Origin of the sequence: Parachlamydia sp. (genome assembly GCF_050255895.1) — a bacterium.
Taxonomy (GTDB): domain Bacteria; phylum Chlamydiota; class Chlamydiia; order Chlamydiales; family Parachlamydiaceae; genus Parachlamydia; species Parachlamydia acanthamoebae.
Genome location: NZ_JBFWIR010000008.1, coordinates 32,212 through 55,200, shown reverse-complemented (window position 1 = coordinate 55,200; position 22,989 = coordinate 32,212). Strand labels below are relative to the sequence as shown.

Genomic DNA, 22,989 nt, shown 5'->3' with positions numbered 1-22,989 from the left:
ATTACATGGAAACACCCTAGTTGTATTTTGCAGGGGGACAATTCGATTGGAGAGTTTTACTCTGTCGCTCTCACAAATGGGAAAATGCAAGCAGATACAGGAACTAAGATGATTCACTTGGGCAAAAACACAAGCTCAACCATTATTTCCAAAGGGATCTCCGCAGATTCATCACATAATAGTTATCGAGGTCTTGTAAAGGTAGCCCCCCGCGCTGAGGGAGCCCGGAACTACACCCAATGCGATTCCATGCTTGTCGGTGATCAATGCACGGCTAATACCTTCCCTTACATTGAAGTAGGCAATTCTACAGGATCTGTAGAGCACGAAGCTTCCACTTCTAAATTAAACGAAGAGCAGCTATTTTACTTTAGACAACGAGGCATTTCGCAAGAAGATGCAATCAGCATGATTGTAAACGGTTTTTGCAAGGATGTGATCCGAGAGCTTCCCCTCGAGTTTGCCGTTGAAGCTCAAAAATTATTAACTCTCAAACTTGAAAATTCCGTGGGATAAAGATTTAGGACTTATCATGATTAAAATCATCAATTTACATGCTTCTGTTGAAGGAAAACCGATTCTAAAAGGACTCAACCTCACCGTTCATCCTGGAGAAATCCATGCCATCATGGGACCTAACGGGGCCGGGAAATCCACCCTAGCAAAAGTCTTGGCTGGCCACCCTGCTTATGAAGTGACCGAAGGACAAATCCTTTTTAATGATCAAGATGTCTTGGAACTAGAACCTGAAGAGAGAGCGCATCTGGGTTTATTCATGAGCTTTCAATATCCGGTGGAAATTTCAGGCGTGAGCAACATCCAATTTTTGCATACCGCTTACAATGCTAATCGAAAAGCTAAAAATGAACCGACTCTTTCTTTAGAAGAATTTGATCAGCTTCTCGATGAAAAAATGAAGCTCATGGAAATCAAGCCAGAATTCAAAGAACGAAGCTTAAATGAAGGCTTTTCTGGTGGAGAGAAAAAGAGAAACGAAATCTTACAAATGGCCATTTTAACTCCCAAACTCGCCATTTTGGATGAAACAGATTCGGGCCTAGACATCGATGCAATGCGAATTGTGGCACGCGGTGTCAACCAGCTGATGACTCCTGAGACTGAAATCATCTTAATCACGCACTATCAAAGACTTTTGGATTACATTAAACCAACTTATGTCCATGTGATGTTAGAGGGCAAAATTGTGCAATCTGGAGGACCCGAGCTTGCACTTGAATTAGAAAGTAAAGGATATGATTGGCTCATAGAATCGCCACAAGGAGCGTCGGAATGATGACTCTTTCTCAATCAAACCAAGAATCTTTTCACTCTTCTCTCGAAGAAGCATTTCGCAATGTGGCAGGTGACCCCCTCTTAAAAAAAATCCGTCAAAAAGCGTGGGATCATTTTTTAGAGCTGGGACTCCCGACTCCAAGAAACGATGTTTTTCGCTACGTCCCCCTGCGAAAACTTTTTGCACATACTTATGCAACTGCACTAACACCAGCGCTTGACAAAGCCAAAATTGCTGATTTTATTGCCCCTGAATGTACCCATTCTGTGCTCGTTTTTGTAAATGGCTATTACGTCCCCAGCTTATCTGATATCTCGGGCTTACCAACCAAAGTGGTCGTCACCCCCCTTGAACAGGCAGTTCGCTCATTTGGTGCATTTTTGACCAACCAGTGGGGCAAAACGTTGATGGAAGAGACGGATCCTTTTGCAACCTTAAACGCGGCTATACATACAGATGGAATTTTTGTGTATATTCCCCCTCGTTTACAAGTTGAAAAACCAATACAGATTTTAGAAATCATGGATACAGAAGTTCCTTTCATGTCCATGCCTCGCCTCCACTTTTTTGTGGGTGCACAATCCGAGCTAAACGTTCTTTCCACACTAGGTTCGTTATCTGGCAGCACATATTGGGTGAATCAGGTCGCCGATTTTTCCATCGAAGAACAGGCTCATGTACGTTATACACAAACCTCTTATCCACTTCCCCCTGAATGCTGGCAAATGACTTCGACACGAGCTTATCTCAAAAAAAACAGCACATTCCTCGCCGTTCATGCGACAGAAGGCAGCACAACTGCTCGACACGACTACCGTGTGGTATTAAATGGCGAAAACGCCCATGCAGAACTAAATGGCGCCTGGACATTGGATGAGAAGCGAGAAGCGCATACGCACGTTCTGGTGGATCATCAAAGCCCGAATTGTCAATCTTTGCAGCTTTTCAAAGGGATCTTAAATGGCTCTAGTCATTCTAGCTTTGAAGGTAAAATTTTGGTTCGACAAGCTGCTCAAAAGACAAATGCTTTTCAATTGAATAACAACATTATTTTGAGCGATACAGCCAGAGCCGAAAGCAAACCAAACCTAGAAATCTTTGCAGATGATGTCAAAGCGTCGCACGGAGCCACAGTGGGGCAATTGGACAAAGAGCAGCTCTTCTATTTAAAAACGCGTGGTTGTCCCCCTGTGGATGCAAAGCGCTTATTGGTCGATGGTTTTGCCCAAGAAGTGTATAATAAAATCTCTATCCCCTCAGTTCGTCAACATTTAGCCCAGCGCATGCAAAATTATTTATAAGCGGAGGTGAATATGAGCCACTCAAAAAAGCATAAAACAGTTTCCGATTATCGATCCGATTTTCCCATGCTTTCCAAAACCATGCATGGGAAGCCACTCGTCTATTTTGATACAGCGGCAACTGCGCAAAAGCCTCAAGCTGTGATTGATTGCATGACCCATTTTTATGAAGATAGCTACGGCACCGTGCATCGCGCTATCTATGAGCTTGCAGCCCACTCAACCTATCTCTATCAAGCGGCACGTCTCAAAGCCATGCATTTTCTAAATGCAAAAAGGCCTGAAGAGATTATTTTTACACGCGGAACAACAGAGTCAATTAATTTAGTGGCTCATTCCTTCGGCAAGGCATTTATTCATGCAGGCGATGAAATCATTATTTCTGAAATTGAACACCATTCCAATATTGTTCCCTGGCAAATGCTTTGTGAAGATCGAGGAGCCACTCTTAAAGTCATTCCAGTTAATGACCGCGGCGAACTGATGATGGATGTCTATCGAGAACTGCTCAATGAAAAAACGAAGCTAGTTGCGATTGGCCACATTTCAAACGCTTTAGGAACTTTGCACCCCATTAAACAAATCGTTGACCTTGCCCACGATGTGGGAGCTAAAGTCTTGGTGGATGGTGCGCAGGCCGCTCCCCATATGGCAATTGATGTGCAAGCCCTAGATGTCGATTTTTACGTTTTTTCTGGTCACAAAGCTTACGGCCCTACGGGCATTGGAATTTTGTATGGGAAAGAAGTCCTCCTAGAAAAAATGCCTCCTTATCAAGGTGGCGGAGACATGATAGATACCGTGACGTTTACTAAGACAACATATAATACGCTTCCCCTCAAATTTGAAGCTGGCACACCGATGATAACCGAAGCAATCGGATTAGGCGCAGCGATTGACTACATAATAGGAATCGGACGAGAAGAGATCAAAACCTGGGAACACGAACTTCTAGACTATGCGACGAAACTGTGGTCTGAAATTCCCGGATTTAAAATCATTGGGACTGCCGCAGAAAAAGGAGCGATTATTAGCTTTTGCATGGAAGGGATCCATCCTTTGGACGTCGGCACTATGCTTGATTTAAAAGGAATCGCGATTCGGACTGGCCATCATTGCGCCCAGCCTGCAATGAGACGCTTTCATGTCCCAGGAACAGCCAGAGCTTCCTTTGGACTCTACAACACAAAAGAAGAAATCGAGGCTTTTGCGGAAGCCCTACAAGAAATTGCAGTTCTTTTTCACTAAAGGGTCCTTATGCGTGTTTTACTAGAAAAAGCTTGCGAATTGCTTTCTCAAGGAGAGGTTGTTGCGCTCCCCACAGAAACCGTATATGGTCTTGCAGCGTCTTTGCGCCATCCAAACGCTATTGAAAACATCTTTGCCTTAAAAAATCGCCCTGCGAATAATCCTTTAATTATTCACGTATCGCATTACGAACAAATATATCCTTATGCACAGTCGATACCTCCTTATTTTGTGAAACTTGCCCAGCATTTTTGGCCAGGTCCGTTAACATTGGTGCTCCCTATTCAACCGGCAACTATCCCAAATACGGTTAGAGCTGGCCTTACAACTGCCGCTTTTCGTATTCCCCAGCATCCACTATCACAAGCTGTGATCAAGCAGGTAGGCCCTGTTGTCATGCCTTCTGCAAATTTGTCTGGCAGACCTTCTGCGACACAAGCTAGCCGTGTAGAAGAGGATTTTGGAACTGCTTTTCCTGTGTTAGATGGGGGTGGGTGCACATGTGGATTGGAGTCTACCATTTTATATTTCATTGATAACCAATGGGAAATTGTGCGTTTAGGATCTTTAGCTCCCGAACAATTTCAACCTATTCTGGGTTATCAACCTGTGATTCGACAAGAGACGAATCAAGCCAAACCTCTATGTCCTGGACAATTGTACAGACACTATGCCCCTCAGGCTAAGTTACTATTGGATAATAAAGCATCTCCTGAATCGATTGGCTACGTTTTAGGATTTTCTGATCGGCAATACCCGAATTGCAAAATTTTTTCCTTGGGTAAATCAGACAATCCGGAACAAGTTGCCGAAAACCTTTACGATACGTTACGATCGTTGGATGATGCTAAAATTCAGTGCATATGGGTGGATAGTGACTTTCCACAAAAAGGGTTATGGCTTACAATTTCTGAGCGTTTAAAAAGAGCGAGCTACCCCTCTTCCATCATTTAACAATTTGCAAAAAAAATAGGCCCATCCTAAATTGAAATTTAGAAAAGCCCTCCTTGGAAAAGCAATTTCCGAGGAAATCACGAAGTGTGTTGCACTTATAGCTCTCATCTCTGTGTTTATTACTGCATTTAATACCAAACAAGTGAGTAGACATCATGTTTGATAAATTCACCAACCGCGCTAAGCAAGTGATCAAGTTAGCAAAAAAAGAAGCTCAGCGGTTAAATCATAACTATTTAGGTACAGAGCATGTCTTGCTAGGGCTTCTTAAGCTAGGCCAAGGAGTTGCCGTCAACGTCTTGCGCAATCTAAACATCGATTTTGAAACCGTTCGCGCAGAAGTAGAAAAACTAGTGGGATATGGCCCTGAAATTCAAGTCTATGGCGATCCCGCCTTAACAGGAAAAGTTAAAAAAGTATTCGAGTATGCTAACGAGGAAGCCGCCAATTTAAATCACAATTATGTCGGCACCGAGCACCTTCTCTTAGGCTTGCTTAGACAAACAGATGGGGTTGCAGCTCAAGTCCTAGAAAACCTTAACGTTAACTTGAAAGAAGTGCGTAAAGAAGTTCTAAAAGAGCTTGAAACCTTCAATCTTCAGCTACCTCCGATTGGAACAAGTGGTGGCACGCAAGAACCTTCACAGTCTCGCCCATCGGCTTCGGCGAATCCAAAACCGTTCGAGAAGCCGACAGGAAGTACAGGAAATTCGACAGATAAAATGCCAGCACTCCGTGCATATGGACATGATTTAACAGAAATGTCGCGCGAAGGGAAAATGGACCCTGTGATAGGCCGTCGTGAAGAGGTTGAACGTTTAATCTTGATTTTATGTCGCCGACGCAAAAACAACCCCGTGTTAGTGGGTGAAGCCGGTGTGGGTAAAACCGCGATTGTGGAAGGATTAGCGCAAGCGATAGTCAAAGGGGAAGTTCCAGACAATTTGCGTAAGAAAAAGCTAATTACTCTCGACCTTGCCCTCATGATTGCGGGAACGAAATACCGAGGACAATTTGAAGAGCGCATTAAAGCTGTCATGGAAGAAATCAAGAAAAACGGCAACGTCCTTCTCTTTATTGACGAATTGCACACGATTGTGGGAGCAGGTGCTGCAGAAGGTGCTATCGATGCATCTAATATCTTAAAACCCGCGCTTTCACGTGGTGAATTGCAGTGTATTGGTGCAACCACTGTTGATGAATACCGCAAGCACATTGAAAAAGATGCTGCTCTAGAGCGCCGCTTTCAAAAGATTATCATTCAACCTCCAAGTGTGGATGAAACCATTCAGATTTTGACGGGACTCAAAAGCAAATATGAAGAGCACCACAAGTGTATCTACACCGAACAAGCCCTACATGCCGCAGCTATTTTGTCAGACCGCTATATCCACGGACGTTTCCTCCCCGATAAAGCGATTGACTTGATTGATGAAGCAGGCGCTAAAATGCGCATTTCGATGATGAATCAACCTCAGGATATCAGCAAGTTCGAGACAGAAATTGAAGATATTCGCCTTGGAAAAGAAGAGGCCATTGGCAAGCAAGAATATGAAAAAGCTGCAAAATTGCGCGATAAAGAGAAAACATTAAGAGAGCAACTTCAACAGCTTAGAGCACAGTGGGAAATCAATAAAGAAGAGCATGAAGTGGTGGTCGAAGACGAGGACATTGCGAATGTCGTGGCCCGTCAGACTGGAATCCCTATTAATCGACTCACAGAAGGCGAAACACAAAAAGTGCTCAAAATGGAAGAAATCTTACGCAATAGCATTATTGGTCAAGATGAAGCCATTAGAACAGTCAGCAGAGCCATTAGACGTAGCCGTGCCGACATTAAAGATCCAAATCGCCCCATTGGTGCCTTTATGTTCCTTGGGCCTACAGGTGTTGGAAAAACCTTATTAGCGCGATTGTTGGCTATTCATCTTTTTGGCGGAGAAGATGCGCTCATTCAGGTGGACATGTCTGAATATATGGAAAAATTTGCAGTCAGCCGCATGACAGGTTCTCCTCCCGGATATGTGGGACATGAAGAAGGTGGCCAGCTCACAGAACAAGTTAGACAACGCCCTTATTCTGTCGTGCTTTTCGATGAGATTGAAAAGGCGCACCCAGATGTGATGGACTTGCTCCTGCAAATTTTGGAAGAAGGGCGCCTTTCAGACTCCTTTGGACGCAAAGTTGACTTCCGTAATACCATCATTATCATGACTTCTAACTTGGGTGCCGACCTAATTAAGAAGAGCACAGAAGTAGGCTTTGGCGCAATGGAAGGCTCCATGGATTATGCACATATTAAAGAGAAAATTGAAAAAGCGACCAAGAAACACTTTAAGCCAGAGTTCTTAAACCGTTTGAATGACATGGTCATTTTCCATCCACTCAAGCGCGAAGCTCTCTTACAAGTGATTGAACTGGAAATTGTCAAAGTGCAGAAGAGACTTGCACGTCGAGACATTACCATTGAGCTCGATGCAAAAGCAAAAGACTTCTTGGTCGATCAAGGATTCCAACCAGAGATGGGTGCGCGTCCGTTGCGTCGCACCATCGAACAGTATTTGGAGGATCCGCTAGCCGAAAAAATCTTAATGCACCCAGACGAAAAGTTGCATTATTTTGTTTCAGCTGAAGGAGACCATCTGATTTTGACAGAGAAGGATAAGCAACAAAATCAGGAAAACTCGATTTCCTTACCAAGTTCACTTTAAAAGTGATGGTCTAAGCCTCATCGGAACCTTCCATTTGAGGCTTAGATTTTGCTTTCTTGCTCTGCAGATTTCTTAAAATGATACATAAAATGTAGAAAGCACGCCTGTGCCTTATAATTGTTCTGCCAATTGGGCGGATCTTGTGTATAGCGAGATTGCCCCATGATTTCCGTTGCAATTCTTCCCTTGTATGAATTAGGGAAATCCCGTTTGTATAACCCTTTCCAAAGCTTATCATCTGCTACAGCCTTTCTCAGTTGCTGACTCACTAAGTTGACTTGGGCCAAATCTTTCACTTCTAAAAAAGAAAGAACGAGAGTTAGAGCTTCTGCGGGTAGATCATTGATTTGCATAAAACATCCATTGTATTGTTTTTTTTAAATACAATAAATACTTACACTTTTATTTCCTATGAATTTAAGAAAGATCACGACAAGGATCCTTGCCGTGATCATATAAAGATTAGGTAGTTTGCACTTTTTGAATGCTGCTTTCCCAGTTTTTAACATATTCTAGAAAGGCTTCTTTATCCGGTTTGCTTTGTAAAAGCTCTAGAGTGCTTGCTTGATGACTTAGATGGGCTATTTTTGCTAGGAGATGCAAGTGGCGTTTATCTTCACATGCAAATAAGAAAAAAAGCGTATGGACTGGTTGGCCATCCAAAGCCCCATACTCAATCGGCTGTTGAGGGAATACCACAACCACAATGTCGTGATGGGTATTCATGACAAAGTCACGTGTATGCGGAATACCAATTCCATTGTTTAAGGCCGTTGGCTGAAGATTCTCTCTGTCTAAAAGGAGGTCTGTCAATACGCCCGCATCTAGATTGAGATCTTTCGCAATGATCGCTGTCGCATTTTTTATGACTTCTTCTTTCGTTGCTCCAGGGACATTGTGCAACACATTTCCTTTGTGAATCGCGCGGTATAATCCGTACTGCTTGCTGCCCCCTTTTGCGCTTTCCCCATCTTTAGATCCATTCTCTTCAGTTTTCACTCGAACGTCTTGCTTGTCAAACGGAGAATATCCATCTTCCTGTGTTTTTCCCAGTTTATGCTTTAACACCCAATCTTCAATTTCAATTCGGCTGAAGCGATATTGATGGTTAATCCGATAAGCAGGAATTTTTCGATCCACCAGCCATCGACGAATGGTGGTTTCTGATACATTGAGAAGATCTGCAACATCTTTGATTTTTAAATCCATAGATTAGCCTCCTGTCTTAACTTTTTTATGTTTCATCGAAAAGAGCAAGAATAGCGTCTCCGGAATTCAAAGTTAACATTTTTTTTCTTCTTTGCTCATCTTTTAACATTAGAGTCAATGAGGATAGGATTTGAAGGTACTCCGTTTGCTTATCATCGGGACCGCCAATCATAAAAATGATTCTTACAGGCGCATGATCCAACGCATTCCAATCAATGCCCCTGCGCAGTATGGCAATCGCAACGAAAAAGTGATCGTAGGAAACAAGCTTGGCATGTGGAATAGCAACTCCCATTCCAATACCCGTTGATACAATTTTTTCTCTTTCAATAATTGCGTTATAAAAAGCTTCTTTGTCTTTAATTAAATGAGCATTATGAACCATTTCAACTAAAGTGTGAAGAGCTTCATCGCGCGTATCGACGTCTAAAAAGGTGACGAGATCGGCATCCAAATATTTGGATATTTTAATCATAGAGAGTTCGTTTGTTAGAAAATATCTGAAATCGTTTAGGTAGGGCTCAATTGAGCCCTGTATGTCCAAAGCCGCCAGTACCACGGACTGTTTCGGCTAGTTGTTCTTTGAATGCAAAAATGGCTTGAACAACGGGAGAAAGAACTATTTGAGCAATCCGCATACCATTGGTGACGATAAATGGTTCTTTTCCATGATTGATCAAGATAATTTGCAGCTCGCCGCGGTAATCGGCATCAATGGTTCCCGGAGTATTTAAAACCGTAATCTGATGATTGGCAGCTAAACCGCTTCTAGGGCGAACTTGAATTTCGAACCCTTGGGGGATTTCAAAATAAATTCCTGTGGGTATACGTGCACTACTGCCTGGAGACAGGATCACATCTTCTTTGAGATAGGCTCTAACATCGGCCCCCGCAGCATCGATTGATCCATAAGCAGGCAAAGAGGCACCCTCTTCCGTTTTTATCCATACGTTACAATGAGAACTCATATATTCCTCTTTCTTTGGGGACTAGCGCTTAGTCCCACCTTTTTTCTTTCCCCCTTCTTGCGAAGAGTCTGGAGTGACTTCCTTCAAATCAGCAGCGAGGAAATCTAAAAACTCCACAATTTTACCTTTTAATTCTGGACGTCTTACAATGCAGTCAATCATACCATGTTTCAGTAAGAATTCCGATTTCTGAGCACCAGGAGGAAGTTGTTGACCAATTGTCTGCTCAATCACACGTGGACCTGCAAAACAAATTAAAGCATTAGGTTCCGCAATGATAATATCACCTAAAGAAGCGAATGAGGCTGTTACCCCCCCCGTTGTGGGATTTGTCAAAACGGAAATATAAGGAATTTTGGCTTCATGCAGTTTGGCCAATGCTCCAGACGTTTTTGCCATTTGCATGAGAGATAGCACAGATTCTTGCATACGTGCGCCACCAGAAGTTGAGACAATGACCAAAGGGAGATGATGAGATAATGCATATTCCATTAACAAAGTGAGTCTTTCACCGACAACAGACCCCATGGACCCGCCCATAAATTGGAAATCCATGATACCAAGCGCAACCGGACGACCACCCATTAAACAGCGTCCAACCAATACAGCTTCATCGCGGCCGGATTTTTCTCTTGCTGCAGTTAAACGTTGCGGATAAGGTTCTGTATCCACAAACCCTAAAGAATCAACGGGTTGATATTCAGTAAACATCACTTGAAATGAGTCTGGATCGGCAAGAGATTTTAGCCTTTCTTCGACAGATAAGCGGTAATGATAATCGCATTTTGGACAACAATTGTTATTTTGCTCAATTTGATTGGTATGAATGAGCTCATTACAATGCGTGCATTTTAACCATCCACTAAATCCGTCTTTTTTGGTCGTTTGGATTTTAATTTTTGGCTTATCGCGGGAAAACAAACCCATATTTTAACTCTCAGTCGCACTTTAACTAGAAACTCAAGCGCTCCAGTTTACATCGTTAGATTAAGAGCTCCAGTAAGTTACGTTTTTATGATTGATGACAGTTGTAAGTTTACGAGACACTCGGGATTAACTCAAGATGTTTTCCAAATTTTTTAAAATTCTCAACATGAAATTTAAAAAATTAATCATGTTGAGAATCAAAAGCTTACTCAGCTTTAGCCTTTGTAAAACGCTCTTCTACGTTCTTCCAATTCACAATATTCCAAATAGCCTTCAGATAATCTGCACGTACATTTTTATACTGAAGATAATAAGCATGCTCCCAAACGTCAATCCCTAATAAAGGTACTAAACCTTTTGCAGCTAAAGGATCTTGGTTTGAACAAGTCACAATTTCTAATTGTTTTTTGTTCTTGCAATAACCGAGCCAACCCCAACCAGAGCCTTGAATTGCGGCTGTTTTGGTGTTCATTGTTTCGATAAACTTCTCGAGGGAACCAAACTGTTTTTGGATAGCTTCCGCGATAGCACCTTCCGGAGGAGCTCCCCCACCACTTTTTTGAGGGGCTAAATTTGTCCAGAAAATCGAATGGTTGATATGTCCACCACCATTGAAATTAATTGCGGATTGCAAGGTAATTAATGCAGGAAGATCATTTTTAGCTTCAGCCTCAGCGTATTGCTCAAGGGCTTTATTCAAATTCGCCACATAAGTCGCATGATGCTTGTTATAGTGCAAAGACATGATCTCTTTAGAAATCACAGGTTCAAGATCGCCAAGGTCATACGGCAAATCGGGCAATTTGTATTGCAGCGTCATATTAGACTCCTTTAAAGTTGATGGTTAAACAGAATCTTCTGGCATTCTGACCGATTAAGGGTATTTTCGCAAGCAGATGAAAGAAATTTTATACTTATCCATAGAAATACCCGCCGCTTTCATCGATGATTTTTTCTAAAATCAACAAATTAAGAAAGCATCAGAAAAAAACACCCACATGCGTATTGATGATGTTTTATTTAGTGAACTTGAGATTTGGCATTCATTGCATGCTCCTGCCCTATTGCGATCCAATGCCTATACCACACACCTTAACCGCTATCACCGTTACATTTTCACTTTTCTCTTTTATGGCTTCGTTAATGAGACATTCCGCAATGTTATCGCATTCTTCTTGAAGAACATCCACAATCCGTTCTTCTGAAACATAATCCTTTAATCCATCGCTAGCTAGTACAAGGATATCATCCTGCATAAGCTCCCAAACTGTAATCTTTGGCTTTGCAATCATGATCGGTTCCGCGGGAGTCCCTGCAAAATCTGCATCACCAAGCGATCGGCTTAAATTAAGCCCATACTTACCAGAAAAAGTTCTTTTGTAATAACGTAAACTCTTCGGCTCATCCGTATGCGTCCATTTATACACAATTGAGAGGTCTTTTTGGGCTATTGCAGCCCGCAAAGCTTCTTTTTCATGGCTCCAATCCCTAACACATGAAAGAGGAATGGATTTTAGCTCTCCATCAATTTTTCTATAAATATTAGCCTCACTATCACCTAGAGTCGCTGCGTAAATTTTTTGTGTCATTTTATCAATGTAACACACAACAGCCGCGCTTCCCTTGCAGATTAAATTGATATCATGTGCTTTTACGATGTCGGAATGAATCGCATAAAATAATTGTTCAAAGGCTTCATGCACATTCCCTTCGGCATCAGCTAATGCAATCGGAAATCTTTTCTGAAATTCATCTCGTGCAAAATCCGCCACACCCCGTCCACGATGTCCATCAAAGACTGCTAAAAGAATTCCCTTTGGGAATTCCAAATAAAACTGGGTATCCTCCATAGTCGGTCTATTCCCTTTGCTACTGCATACTGCTGGGAAAAAGTGGAGTGAAGATTTGCCAGGCGCTGCCAATAATTGCATTTCACAGGGAGAGATGTAGCTTTCACAAGATGCTTTATTGTAATGCTCTTGAACAGCTTTGTAAGCATTGCGACGCATTTTTTCAAACGCATGCTCAACCGGCAATCGTCTTGGTTTCCAGGAAACATCCCTAGGCAGAAACAATTTTCTTAATGCCAAAATCGCAATCAATTTCACCTGCAGGGCAAACTTTCCGAATAAAGGCATATGTTCGAAAGTCGAAACAATTCGATGCCCCCATCTTGTTGCTGACTTGCAAGAAGAAGATAAACAGACTTTAATGTAAGATGATCCAGGTAACTTATCAACCATAGAATGAAAAAGATTCACGTTATTCTCCTAATCACAAGTATTTGTATTATTGGACGGCAGAATAGCGATTTGAGATGACTTTTACAATGCTTTATTTATCGAATCTATCTTGTAAATATAGTATCGAAGTAAACATCTCAACGATCAAAGAACAGCAAATTTACGATACTTATCAACCAATGCTTGCTCACTTTTTAAAAGTTTTTACAATTCCTTATTAGGTAAAACGGGATAATGAACCTACTAAGAACCCTTCTTTAGCATATATTGCCGAGATCACACCTCTCAGATGATCATATTTTTTCTTCAAATATTTTGTTTCAGGATGCTGAAGATCAGCTGCAAAAGACAGATCTTGTATTATTAGAGGAAAACGCTTACTACGCGCATATAGTCCCAAGCATGTTTGTTTAAAAATTTTATCTTTGTGACAAAATAACGTCGCATTATGTTGTCCATATCCTAAAAGGATTCCTAGCAATAAATCGTGATCCAAAATACTGTCAAGAAAAGTTTTTTTACCTTCTTCAATTTGTGCTAAAAATTGTTCTGGAATAACTTTTTGCTTCAAAACACTTTCAAAAATGAGCAAGTAACGTTTTATTGTTTGTAAAAATGCGCCTTTATTTATCAATACAACCATGTCGCTAAAAAAAAGAGGGGAAGCGGAATTTTTTTCACGCAAAAGAAGATAGTTCGAACTAGGAAATTTGTCTTTGTATTTTTCCCAAATTTCCCATCTTTTCCAAAAAAGGCCATCACACTGACCAAGCTCTAAGGTATTTTCCCAAGGAGTAACTCGAAAATGAGCTGCGATTGAAACAGGCTTGTCCCCATATAAGGTATATCCAAAGTGATCATTGTTAACGACATCGCGAAACAATTCCTCCAGAGCCTTGCGATCTTCCAGAGGAATTGTCACTATTTTCTCGTTAAGACTGACAGCACTAAGAAAGCTCAATTGACTGCAGAAAATAAATAAAATAGCAAATTTCATGATTACCATTTAGTTTTCAAAACGATTTTTTCTGCAATAATAGCATGTGTCTTCCCATGGTCAATTATGGCTGTAACACTTATCACAGACCCATTCTTGGGGCGATTGAATTGTTGTATTGATTAGAAAGATACCTTGATCATCGCAATGAACGCCGTCCACCTGAACAGTTACATCGTTATATTCAACAAATATTCCGGAATTGAGAACAATAATCCTGTTTGGCTCAACATAAATTTTATCTTCCGCAAATGAATTAACTGCATAGCAAAAGACCATATATATTCTTCTTCATTTTACCTCCTCGCAAGCTTAAGATTCACGCGACAAGAAAAAAGCAATCAAAAATTTAAATCAACAAAAAAAACACAAAGACATAAATTTATTTAAAATTTCGCATTGATCCCTCACACAGCATCTCCACCATTCCCGCCATCTTGCCCATGGTATCCAAATTGACCATATTTTTAGAGCGCGGTTCAGGAATCTTTTCTTAAACAAAACTTAAAAGAGAACAAACTAAAGGCAGAGCAAGCCACATGCTCAGGACCCATTTATTTCGCATAAAGCCGTATCTTCTCACAAGCTTTTTGCTAGTCTGGCAGCTGTTACAGGTCCAATGAATGTCAATTTTTTGTCTCTAGGAATATGGTAATACCTCTCTAAAAAGGCATCTACTGTAGAAGGGCTTGTAAAGACAATTTCATCGATTGTAGAAAGATCGGGTAATGTGACTTCATGATTTGTAAAGGTATCGTAGAGGACACAATCAGTATGCTTAATTCCATTTTGTTTCCAATAATCGGTCAATAAGGGTCTAGAAAGTGCTGAATGTGGCCAAAACACATACAAGGAAGTTCGGTCCCAATTTGCAAATAAGTCTCTAATCCCTTCCGCAGTTTCTTCCAGTGGAACAAAATCGGCAGAAAACCGGTGCTTAGCCAGCTCGGCAGCTGTTTTCTTCCCTACAGCCACGATCTTTTTAGTATTGATGACATCTGCATTTATCTGAAAGAAGATAGCTGCTTCTAAGAATAGCTGAACGGCTGTTTGGCTGGTTAAAATAAGATGGGTATAATCCGAAAAACGAGAAAAAGCCTGTATAATATCAGGCTCAAAAAATGCTCGAGGAGCGATTTTAATGATGGGACAATGGATCGCTTGCCGATATAAAGCTTTGGGGATTTTTAATCCTAGATAGAGGATGCGAGACATAATCCACTCTCAGCATCAAGGCAAGCAAAAATTTCACGCATCTCGACATGCTCTGTCTTAGCCAAAATAGCGAGTCGTCCTTGCATAGGCGCGGTCTCTCCCGGCAAATAAACGCGATTTAAATGGCAAAGTCCTAAGCGAATCAAGGCTGCTTCTGCCACGATGATACCATCCGCCACACCAGCCTCTAAAAGACTTAATCGTTGACCAATGGTTCCGCGTAAATCCATAAAACGAAAATCTGTGCGCAGCATGCGAGCTTGCTGCTCGCGACGCTCGGAAGAAGTGGCGATCATGGCTGCTTGAGGGAGTGCCGCAAGACTAAGTCCTTCTCGAATCACTAGCACATCTCGATTATCGACGCCCTCTGTTAAAGCAATTAAAGATAAGCCCTGAGGCAATGGGTCGGGCAAATCTTTGGCAGAATGCACAGCCACATCACATTGTCCCGAGAGCAATAACGCATCCAATTCCTTGGTGAAGAAATCTGTTTTTTCCATATTTCGCAGGGAGATCTCTTGCTGTTTATCCCCTGTCGTGGCCACCCAAACAGGAATCAGCTCAATCATAGGATGATGAGGATGCAAAGCCTGTTGGACTTCTAAGACCTGAGCTTTTGATAATGGAGATTCTCGTGCTGCCACTCGAAGACATTTAGGAGATAAGGGCATCTACGGCCTCCTCAACAAATTCAACACCAATTAAAGAAACTTTTTGGCGAATTTCTTCTGAAACACCTTTTAAATTGCGTTTAGGAATGACACACCGTGTGAAACCCATATGCAAAGCCTCTTTAATGCGGCTATCGACGCGGGGAACGCTTCGAATTTCACCTCCAAGGCCCACTTCTCCAACCACAACTGTTTCTGGATCGATGACTCGGTTGCGCATGGATGATGCAACCGCTAGCAAAACACCGAGATCTAAGCCAGGTTCTGTCACACGAATGCCTCCGGCGATCGAAACAAAGACGTCACACTTATATAATTGATAGCGCATTCTTTTCTCTAAAACGGCCAACAAAAGAGCCAAACGATTTTGGTCCAAGCCTGTGCAACGACGGGAAGGGGTACTAAAAACCGTTTCTGTGACAAGAGCCTGGGCTTCAATTAAAATGGGACGAGTCCCCTCAATGGTAGGAATAACCACAGAACCCACTCTATTTTTGGTTCTTTCCTCGAGGAATATATGTGAAGGATTTGGGACTTGCGTTAAACCACTTGAATTCATTTGAAATACCGCGATCTCATCCGTTGGACCAAAACGGTTTTTCACAACCCGAATCATGCGGTAGTTCTGCTGCTTGTCCCCTTCGAAATAGAGCACTGTATCCACTAAGTGCTCAAGCACACGTGGACCTGCGATCTCTCCAGACTTTGTCACGTGACCAATCAAGAAAGTGGCAATTCTTCGCCCTTTTGCTAGGTGCATAAATTCTGTCGTGGTTTCTCGCACTTGCGAAACGGAACCAGGAGCCGAGCTGATCTCACTTTTGTAAACAATTTGAATCGAGTCGACAATGAGAACGTCGGGTTTGATGTTGTCGATTTGGACTTTAATGGCCGAGAAATTGGTTTCGTTCAAGAGATAGAGGTTATCAGATTCAATGCCTAAGCGCTTTGCACGCATCGATGTTTGCTCGACGGACTCTTCTCCGCACACATACAGGATAATAAGCCCTTGCATAGCTAAAGCATTCGAAAGCTGGAGTAACAAGGTGGACTTGCCAATACCTGGATCCCCTCCGACAAGCGTCAGAGAACCCGGAACAATCCCTCCGCCAATTAAGCGATCGCATTCTTGGATATGGGTGGAAATACGAGGAGTTTCTACTGAAGAAACATCTTTAATACGCATCGGCTTGTTTGCAGAGATAGAGGGAGCGGATTCGAAGCGAACGTTTCCTAAAAACTCAACTTCTTCATGAAAAGTATTCCAGCGGGAACATTGAGGACATTGACCTAACCATTTTGTCTGTTTATGTCCACATTCACTACAATACCACACATTTTTTTGCTTAATCGCCACAATTTTGCCTCACTATTCATGAATATCCATTTTAGAAAGTGCATCTTCGGCAGCTTTCTGCTGGGCCTCTTTTTTAGATCCCCCTTCTCCTTTGCCAACTTCCTCATCATTTAAAAACACGGAAATTTTAAATGTTTTACTATGATCAGGTCCTTTTTCATCGATAACATGATAAGAAGGTGTTGTTTGATATTTTTTCTGGCAATAATCTTGCAGTAGGGCTTTCCAATTGCGCACGGGAGTTTTTAATATGGCTTCGATTTCTGTCGAAAAGTTTTTGAAAAGAAAAGCTTTAGCGCTTTCTAATCCGCCATCGAGATAAACGGCTCCAATAATAGCTTCTAATAGATCGGCTAGGATCGATTCTCTTCCTCTACCGTCATTCATACGCTCGCCACGACCCAGCAACAAAAACTGTTCAAGGTCCAGCTTATGAATGTATGTCACGCATGAACTAGCCTCCACTAGCCTGGATTTCAGATAGGAGAGTTCTCCTTCAGGCGTTGAGGGAAGATAACGGTAAAGGTAATCCGCAATCAATAATCCTAAAACAGAATCGCCCAAAAATTCTAAGCGTTCATTATGTTCGTGAATTTCCCGATTTTCATTGATAAAAGACCGGTGGACAAAGGCAAGTGCCAGCAAGTCTCGATCTTGAAATTTATAACCTAACCTTAATTCAATATTTGAAATATTTTGAGCTAACAAATCCAATGCTTTCATACAACCATTAAAATATAAACAGTAACTAGTATAGTGGATAGAACGATTTTTTTCTTTAGTCTTTTAAAAATACGAAATATACACGAGAGATCCAGAATCAACAAACGCAAACAAAGAGATAAGATCTTCATTTTTCATGCGAATACATCCTTTTGAGGCTGGGGTTCCGATTAAATCTTCAGCGTTAGTGCCATGGATGTAAATATACCTTTGAAAGCTGTCCACACTTTTCCCACCTTTTCCAATGCCTTGATTGAAGCCTTTTTCTAATCCTTCTAACCATAAGATGCGCGTTAGGACTAGATCAACTTTTTCTCGTTTTCCTTTAGGAAGAGGGGACCAAATTTTACCAGTATTCTTTCTTTCCACAAAAATCGCATTAATAGGAGCGTTCTGTCCAATTTTTTCAGCGATTCGGTGAGCACCTAAAGGAGTTTTATAGCTATTGGATTCTTGTCCGGTTCCTTTACTTGAGGTGGAAATGGGATAGCTTGTTACTATTTTATGGTCGTTGTATAAAAATAATTTTTGCGAAGTAACGTCTACGACAATGACATGACGCGTTAATGGCTGCTTCAGTTCTGCCATCTTATCGAGGAATTGCTTGGGTAGTGAGTTTGCCTGTAGGGGATAACTAAGGATTAACAGAGCTAAAGAGATTAAAATTGCAATCGGACGCTTCATGTACATCATGGGATCATTGTATTTGACGAAAAACGCACCTTATCATGGATGGCGTTTAAGCTCAAGGTAGAAGAAGAAAATATTCAAAACTCGCGCATTAAAATTTATCTTACATCCTTTTCATTGATTTTTTATCGGTTTTTCTTGACAATTCTCATTGCTTTTCTTTAATTTAAATGCCCTTCATTTGCCGGGAGCTTTGCTAACATAAAAAGATTGCTAAAAAGTTAAATTTTAGGAATATTTATGCCATCGGTTTTACTCCGAAGAGCCACCCTGGTATTATTTGTCGAATTGGCAACCTTGACAATTCAGCGTTATCTCTTGCCATCGACAAGGAAAACCTTCTGGAATCGACATAAAACATCTTTTAAAAATACTTATTCGAGCGGTCTTTGCAATTGCCATTTTATCTGCATTCGATCTTTGGGTAGTGAATAACTAGAGAAAATGCGGCAGCTCCTTAAATAACTTTCCGTCTGTGTCTTTTTTTGACAACATGGGCGGCTGTTGAAGGGGCCAGTTAATTGCCAATTGTGGATCATTCCATCGCAAACAGAACTCCGAAGAGGGATCATAATAATCCGTCGTTTTATACAGAACATCGGCATGGCTGGACAACACTAGAAACCCATGCGCGAATTCCGGAGGAATCCACATTGAACAAGGCCTTTCAGCTGAAAGATGCCTGCCAACCCATTTACCATAGGTTGGGGAAGATTGACGCAAATCCACCGCCACATCAAAAATTTCACCCGTAACGACTCTGACAAGTTTTCCTTGAGGCTTTTTATATTGATAATGCAATCCTCGCAGCACTCCTTGAAGAGAATGCGAATGGTTGTCTTGAACAAATGCTTTATGCGCACCTATTTCTTGCGCAAAATCACTTGCACGATAACTTTCTAAAAAAAAGCCTCGTGCATCACGAAACACACTGTGCTCGAACAGTATCACATCGGGAATCTCAGTTTTAATGGCATGCATTGAATTTAATCATCCAAAAGTTCAAGTAAATAAGAGGCATACTCACTATCACGCATGGCATGCGCGATTTTTTCCAATTGAATGCTGGGAATATAACCCATCCGATAAGCAATTTCTTCCAAGCAACCAATTTTGACACCTTGTCTGTGCTGAATTGTCTGGATAAAAACCGAAGCCTCAAGCAAGGACTCAAAGGTACCTGTATCAAGCCAGGCAATCCCCCGCCCAAAAATTTCTAAGTGCAGAGTTCCTTGTTTCAGATAGTAATTGTTCACATCTGTAATCTCCAACTCTCCTCTTGCAGAGGGCTTCAGATCTGCAGCAATATCACACACCTGATGATCATAAAAATATAAACCGGTGACAGCATAACGAGATTTAGGAACTATGGGCTTTTCTACAATGCCCTTAGGTCGCTTATCTTTATCAAACTCAACCACACCATATCTTTGTGGATTATGCACCTTATAGGCAAAGATCGTTGCACCATCTTTTTCCTCTTCAGCAGCTTTTAATAGTTGTGATAGTTCGTTTCCAAAGAAGAGATTATCCCCTAAAATGAGTACACAAGGTTGGTTTTGAAGAAAGAATTTTCCAATAATGAAGGCTTGCGCTAATCCCCCTGGATGAGGTTGCACCGCATAATGAAAATCCAATCCCCATTGAGAACCATCTCCCAGCAATTGTTGAAAGCGTGGTGTATCCTCAGGTGTTGAAATAATGAGGATTTCCCGAATCCCCGCTAACATTAAAGTAGAAATGGGATAATAAATCATTGGCTTATCGTAAACTGGTAGCAATTGCTTAGACAGTGCGGCAGTCAATGGATATAGCCTAGTTCCACTGCCTCCTGCTAATATAATCCCCTTTCTCATGCTCACCCCTGATAATGCTGTTTAATCCAGTTTTGATATTCTCCAGATAAAATATTTTCCACCCAATGAGAATGGCTCAAATACCACTGAACAGTTTCACGCAATTGCTGTTCAAAACTAGCCTCTGGCATCCAACCTAATTCTTTCCATATTTTTGTGCCATTTAACGAATAGCGGCGATCATGACCCGGACGATCTTTCACATGCACAATTAAAGAGGAATGCGGCAGAACAGGAGAATCAGGCTTCAATTCGTCTAAGATTCCACAAATCATTTCCGCTAATTCGAGATTAGTGGTCTCTTTTATTCCGGCGATATTGTAGGACTCCCCCACGGTTCCCTTCTCCAAAACTTGTCGAATCGCGTTACAATGGTCGTGCACATAAATCCAATTACGCACCTGTAAACCATCGCCATAAATCGGGATGGTGTTACCCTGTATCGCTTGAAGAATAAGATGTGGAATGAATTTTTCAGGAAATTGAAAAGGGCCAAAATTATTCGCACTGCGCGTGATTAAGATAGGCAGATGGTAAGTATGCCCAAAAGCCTCGACCAAGTGATCAGCAGAAGCCTTTGAAGCTGAATACGGGTTATTAGGGCGATAAGGACTCACTTCTGTAGAGGCAGGAGCAAAGGACGTTAATGAACCAAATACCTCATCTGTTGAAATTTGCAGAAAGCGAAAATGTTTTTTCCGCTCGTCTGAAAGCTCATTCCAATAGGCTAAAGCTTCTTCGAGTAAACAATAAGTGCCAAGAATATTTGTTTGAATAAAAGCTTCTGGGGCGTGAATAGAACGGTCAACATGCGATTCAGCTGCAAAGTGAATAATCGAATGTGGATGGTATTTATGCAAAATCTCTCGCACAAGTGCTCGATCTTGAATGTCGCCTTGCACAAAATGGTAAAGAGGATTTTCACAAATTCCAGAGAGATTATGAAGATTCCCGGCGTATGTTAATTTATCCAGATTGATAATAGGATCTTTTTCATAGTGAAGCCAATTTTTAATGAAATTTGATCCAATAAAACCGGCACCCCCCGTCACTAAAATCATACGTTAGCAGCTCCTTCCCTGGCGATAAATCATATTATTCTTCGAAAACAGACACACACTACCATTTTTAAATAAAAAAACCAAAACAAGTGTGCATAGATTGAAATGACAAAGGGAAAATCCATAAAGGACTTCCCCTTTAGAGAGAGATTTAGAACCAAAGAACTTTGGTTGCAAGTGTAGCAGCAATCGGCCAACGATGAAGTTGATATCCCCATAATTTATGCACAATACTTAAAATAGTCAGCGTAATTAAAGCAGGATAAATCGCTTCGAGTAAAGGCCCTAAAAATCCAGCGATGCCCGCAAATTCGAACGTTGAAACCGTGAAAGAAATGCCAAGCGTCACGAGCAAGGAAACAGGCTCAGAGATTTTTTCTTTTGAAACTTCTACACGCAAAAAGTCTGCAAAAAGAGAAGCCAAGACTATCGCCGTTGTCAAGCAAGCTAGGATAACAGCCACACATAAGACGATAGACGCATAAGGTCCTAAAGCATGCTCTGCGATCATTCCCAACATTTGTTCTTGAGGAACATGTCCAAAAGAACTTCCATAAACGGTTCCTAAAGTAACCAAAGCCACATAAATAACAGACAATAAACTTGCTCCAATCACAGAAGCTTTAAAGAAGATCTTGATCAATGAAGATTGACTAAGCTCTTGAGCAGAATTTTTTTGTAAATGTTCAATAATAAATGTGGAAAAAAAGAACGCCGCTAACAAATCCATGGTTTGATAGCCCTTTAAAAATCCCAGTTTAAAAGCGCCCCAATCTGTCACCGTATAAACCGAAGGGAAATTTCCATGCCATAGTCCAAGAGCAACAATAGCACCCAAAGAGAGAAGCAAAACAGGAGTCAGATAACTACCTAGCAAAGACACAATTCTTCCCTTATTCATAGTAAGCAAAAAGATAACAGCACAAAATATGATACTAAATAGAGGAAGCGAAACACCAGGTACAACTAGGCAAAAAATACCATGAGCGACTGTAATACAACGAGCCAATACACCAAAAGGACCCATAAGAGAAAGTGCACACAAGGGAAACCAAAACGCGGCGCCTTTTCCTAAAGAAGAGAAAAAAGAACGCGCTTCACCTCGATAAAGAAACATCGCCAAAACGCCTAAAAAGGGAACAATCACTCCGGTCAGCAAAAATCCAATTGAAGCCAGGGCAAATTGCCCTCCAGCATCACGCCCGACAGTAAGAGGAAATACAAGATTTCCTGATCCAAAAAACATCGAAAACATAGCTAAGCCAGTGCTGACGACGAGAGATTTATTTTTCATTTTACAACCTATTTTTAAATAATCTGTATCTAATTGCACTCAAGCGAACGGATTTCTCTTCGCAGTATCTGCATAAAAGAGATGTCATTTTTCTTCTAAAGAAACGGATATTGAATACGAAAATTCGACAATCGCTTTTCTATTAGGAGCAGCGATAAAAACAAGACTTAAATAATAATGGAAATAATAATAGAAGGAGAAATGAAGAGAGAAACAGATGATTGGTTATGGCAGAATTGCGGACACAAAAATTTAGAATAGGAGTTCATT

At 41.3% G+C, this 22,989-nt stretch carries 23 protein-coding genes; 6 read left to right on the top strand and 17 right to left on the bottom strand.

Annotated elements, in window-relative coordinates; genetic code table 11:
- From AB7E63_RS02610 to AB7E63_RS02585, 6 genes are all read left to right on the top strand, one after another.
- Positions 1 to 516 (top strand): SufD family Fe-S cluster assembly protein (locus tag AB7E63_RS02610; protein WP_428418626.1); only part of this gene is annotated, 516 nt, incomplete at its 5' end.
- A 16-nt stretch (positions 517 to 532) separates the two neighbouring features.
- Positions 533 to 1,294, top strand: coding sequence for a Fe-S cluster assembly ATPase SufC (gene sufC, locus AB7E63_RS02605; RefSeq protein WP_006342396.1), 762 nt, complete (start codon positions 533 to 535; stop codon positions 1,292 to 1,294).
- Positions 1,291 to 2,595, top strand: coding sequence for a Fe-S cluster assembly protein SufD (gene sufD / locus AB7E63_RS02600; protein WP_428418624.1), 1,305 nt, complete (start codon positions 1,291 to 1,293; stop codon positions 2,593 to 2,595). Before sufC ends, sufD begins: the two co-directional genes overlap by 4 nt.
- Before the next feature lie 12 nt (positions 2,596 to 2,607).
- Positions 2,608 to 3,843 (top strand): cysteine desulfurase, encoded by a 1,236-nt coding sequence (locus AB7E63_RS02595; protein WP_013924385.1) that lies wholly within the window; start codon positions 2,608 to 2,610, stop codon positions 3,841 to 3,843.
- 9 nt (positions 3,844 to 3,852) lie between these two features.
- Positions 3,853 to 4,797: an L-threonylcarbamoyladenylate synthase gene (locus AB7E63_RS02590; protein WP_013924384.1), complete on the top strand. Its 945-nt coding sequence runs from the start codon at positions 3,853 to 3,855 to the stop codon at positions 4,795 to 4,797.
- A gap of 155 nt (positions 4,798 to 4,952) precedes the next feature.
- The gene (locus tag AB7E63_RS02585) at positions 4,953 to 7,508 is read left to right on the top strand and encodes an ATP-dependent Clp protease ATP-binding subunit (RefSeq protein WP_006342392.1); all 2,556 of its coding nucleotides are present in this window, start codon (positions 4,953 to 4,955) and stop codon (positions 7,506 to 7,508) included.
- Between the two features lie 41 nt (positions 7,509 to 7,549).
- Here the strand turns inward: AB7E63_RS02585 and AB7E63_RS02580 are convergent, their stop codons facing one another.
- The 17 genes from AB7E63_RS02580 to AB7E63_RS02500 form a co-directional block, all read right to left on the bottom strand.
- Entirely contained in the window at positions 7,550 to 7,861 is a 312-nt protein-coding gene (locus AB7E63_RS02580; protein WP_006342391.1) for an F-box protein, read from the bottom strand.
- A 109-nt stretch (positions 7,862 to 7,970) separates the two neighbouring features.
- A complete protein-coding gene (locus AB7E63_RS02575) occupies positions 7,971 to 8,717 on the bottom strand; it encodes a PTS sugar transporter subunit IIA (protein ID WP_039378447.1) in 747 nt (248 codons plus the stop codon).
- Between the two features lie 25 nt (positions 8,718 to 8,742).
- Complete coding sequence (locus AB7E63_RS02570; RefSeq protein ID WP_428418620.1) at positions 8,743 to 9,192, bottom strand: PTS sugar transporter subunit IIA; 450 nt, start codon at positions 9,190 to 9,192, stop codon at positions 8,743 to 8,745.
- A gap of 46 nt (positions 9,193 to 9,238) precedes the next feature.
- Positions 9,239 to 9,685 carry a dUTP diphosphatase gene (gene dut, locus AB7E63_RS02565; RefSeq protein ID WP_006342388.1) on the bottom strand — a complete coding sequence of 149 codons (447 nt, stop codon included), beginning with the start codon at positions 9,683 to 9,685 and terminating at the stop codon, positions 9,239 to 9,241.
- A 21-nt stretch (positions 9,686 to 9,706) separates the two neighbouring features.
- A complete protein-coding gene (accD, locus tag AB7E63_RS02560; RefSeq protein ID WP_013924383.1) occupies positions 9,707 to 10,612 on the bottom strand; it encodes an acetyl-CoA carboxylase, carboxyltransferase subunit beta in 906 nt (301 codons plus the stop codon).
- A gap of 205 nt (positions 10,613 to 10,817) precedes the next feature.
- Positions 10,818 to 11,432 carry a superoxide dismutase gene (locus AB7E63_RS02555; RefSeq protein ID WP_006342386.1) on the bottom strand — a complete coding sequence of 205 codons (615 nt, stop codon included), beginning with the start codon at positions 11,430 to 11,432 and terminating at the stop codon, positions 10,818 to 10,820.
- Between the two features lie 241 nt (positions 11,433 to 11,673).
- On the bottom strand, positions 11,674 to 12,873 hold the full coding sequence (locus AB7E63_RS02550; protein ID WP_013924382.1) for a PP2C family serine/threonine-protein phosphatase: 1,200 nt from the start codon (positions 12,871 to 12,873) through the stop codon (positions 11,674 to 11,676).
- 199 nt (positions 12,874 to 13,072) lie between these two features.
- Positions 13,073 to 13,852, bottom strand: a complete 780-nt coding sequence (locus tag AB7E63_RS02545; protein ID WP_006342383.1) for a hypothetical protein — start codon at positions 13,850 to 13,852, stop codon at positions 13,073 to 13,075.
- 579 nt (positions 13,853 to 14,431) lie between these two features.
- Entirely contained in the window at positions 14,432 to 15,067 is a 636-nt protein-coding gene (locus tag AB7E63_RS02540) for a uroporphyrinogen-III synthase (RefSeq protein ID WP_006342382.1), read from the bottom strand.
- Entirely contained in the window at positions 15,046 to 15,738 is a 693-nt protein-coding gene (gene hemC, locus AB7E63_RS02535) for a hydroxymethylbilane synthase (protein ID WP_013924376.1), read from the bottom strand. The genes AB7E63_RS02540 and hemC overlap by 22 nt, the downstream gene beginning before the upstream one ends.
- Positions 15,722 to 17,098 (bottom strand): DNA repair protein RadA, encoded by a 1,377-nt coding sequence (gene radA, locus AB7E63_RS02530; protein ID WP_408633530.1) that lies wholly within the window; start codon positions 17,096 to 17,098, stop codon positions 15,722 to 15,724. Before radA ends, hemC begins: the two co-directional genes overlap by 17 nt.
- A 9-nt stretch (positions 17,099 to 17,107) precedes the next feature.
- Entirely contained in the window at positions 17,108 to 17,818 is a 711-nt protein-coding gene (gene rnc / locus AB7E63_RS02525) for a ribonuclease III (RefSeq protein ID WP_006342379.1), read from the bottom strand.
- Between the two features lie 63 nt (positions 17,819 to 17,881).
- On the bottom strand, positions 17,882 to 18,502 hold the full coding sequence (locus AB7E63_RS02520; RefSeq protein ID WP_006342378.1) for a L,D-transpeptidase: 621 nt from the start codon (positions 18,500 to 18,502) through the stop codon (positions 17,882 to 17,884).
- A gap of 441 nt (positions 18,503 to 18,943) precedes the next feature.
- Positions 18,944 to 19,489 carry a dTDP-4-dehydrorhamnose 3,5-epimerase gene (gene rfbC, locus AB7E63_RS02515; protein ID WP_013924373.1) on the bottom strand — a complete coding sequence of 182 codons (546 nt, stop codon included), beginning with the start codon at positions 19,487 to 19,489 and terminating at the stop codon, positions 18,944 to 18,946.
- Positions 19,490 to 19,494: 5 nt separating this feature from the next.
- Positions 19,495 to 20,364, bottom strand: coding sequence for a glucose-1-phosphate thymidylyltransferase RfbA (rfbA, locus tag AB7E63_RS02510; RefSeq protein WP_036746531.1), 870 nt, complete (start codon positions 20,362 to 20,364; stop codon positions 19,495 to 19,497).
- Positions 20,365 to 20,366: 2 nt separating this feature from the next.
- A complete protein-coding gene (gene rfbB / locus AB7E63_RS02505; protein ID WP_006342374.1) occupies positions 20,367 to 21,425 on the bottom strand; it encodes a dTDP-glucose 4,6-dehydratase in 1,059 nt (352 codons plus the stop codon).
- A 151-nt stretch (positions 21,426 to 21,576) separates the two neighbouring features.
- Positions 21,577 to 22,719 (bottom strand): branched-chain amino acid transport system II carrier protein, encoded by a 1,143-nt coding sequence (locus AB7E63_RS02500; RefSeq protein WP_036746529.1) that lies wholly within the window; start codon positions 22,717 to 22,719, stop codon positions 21,577 to 21,579.
- Positions 22,720 to 22,989: the final 270 nt, after the last annotated feature.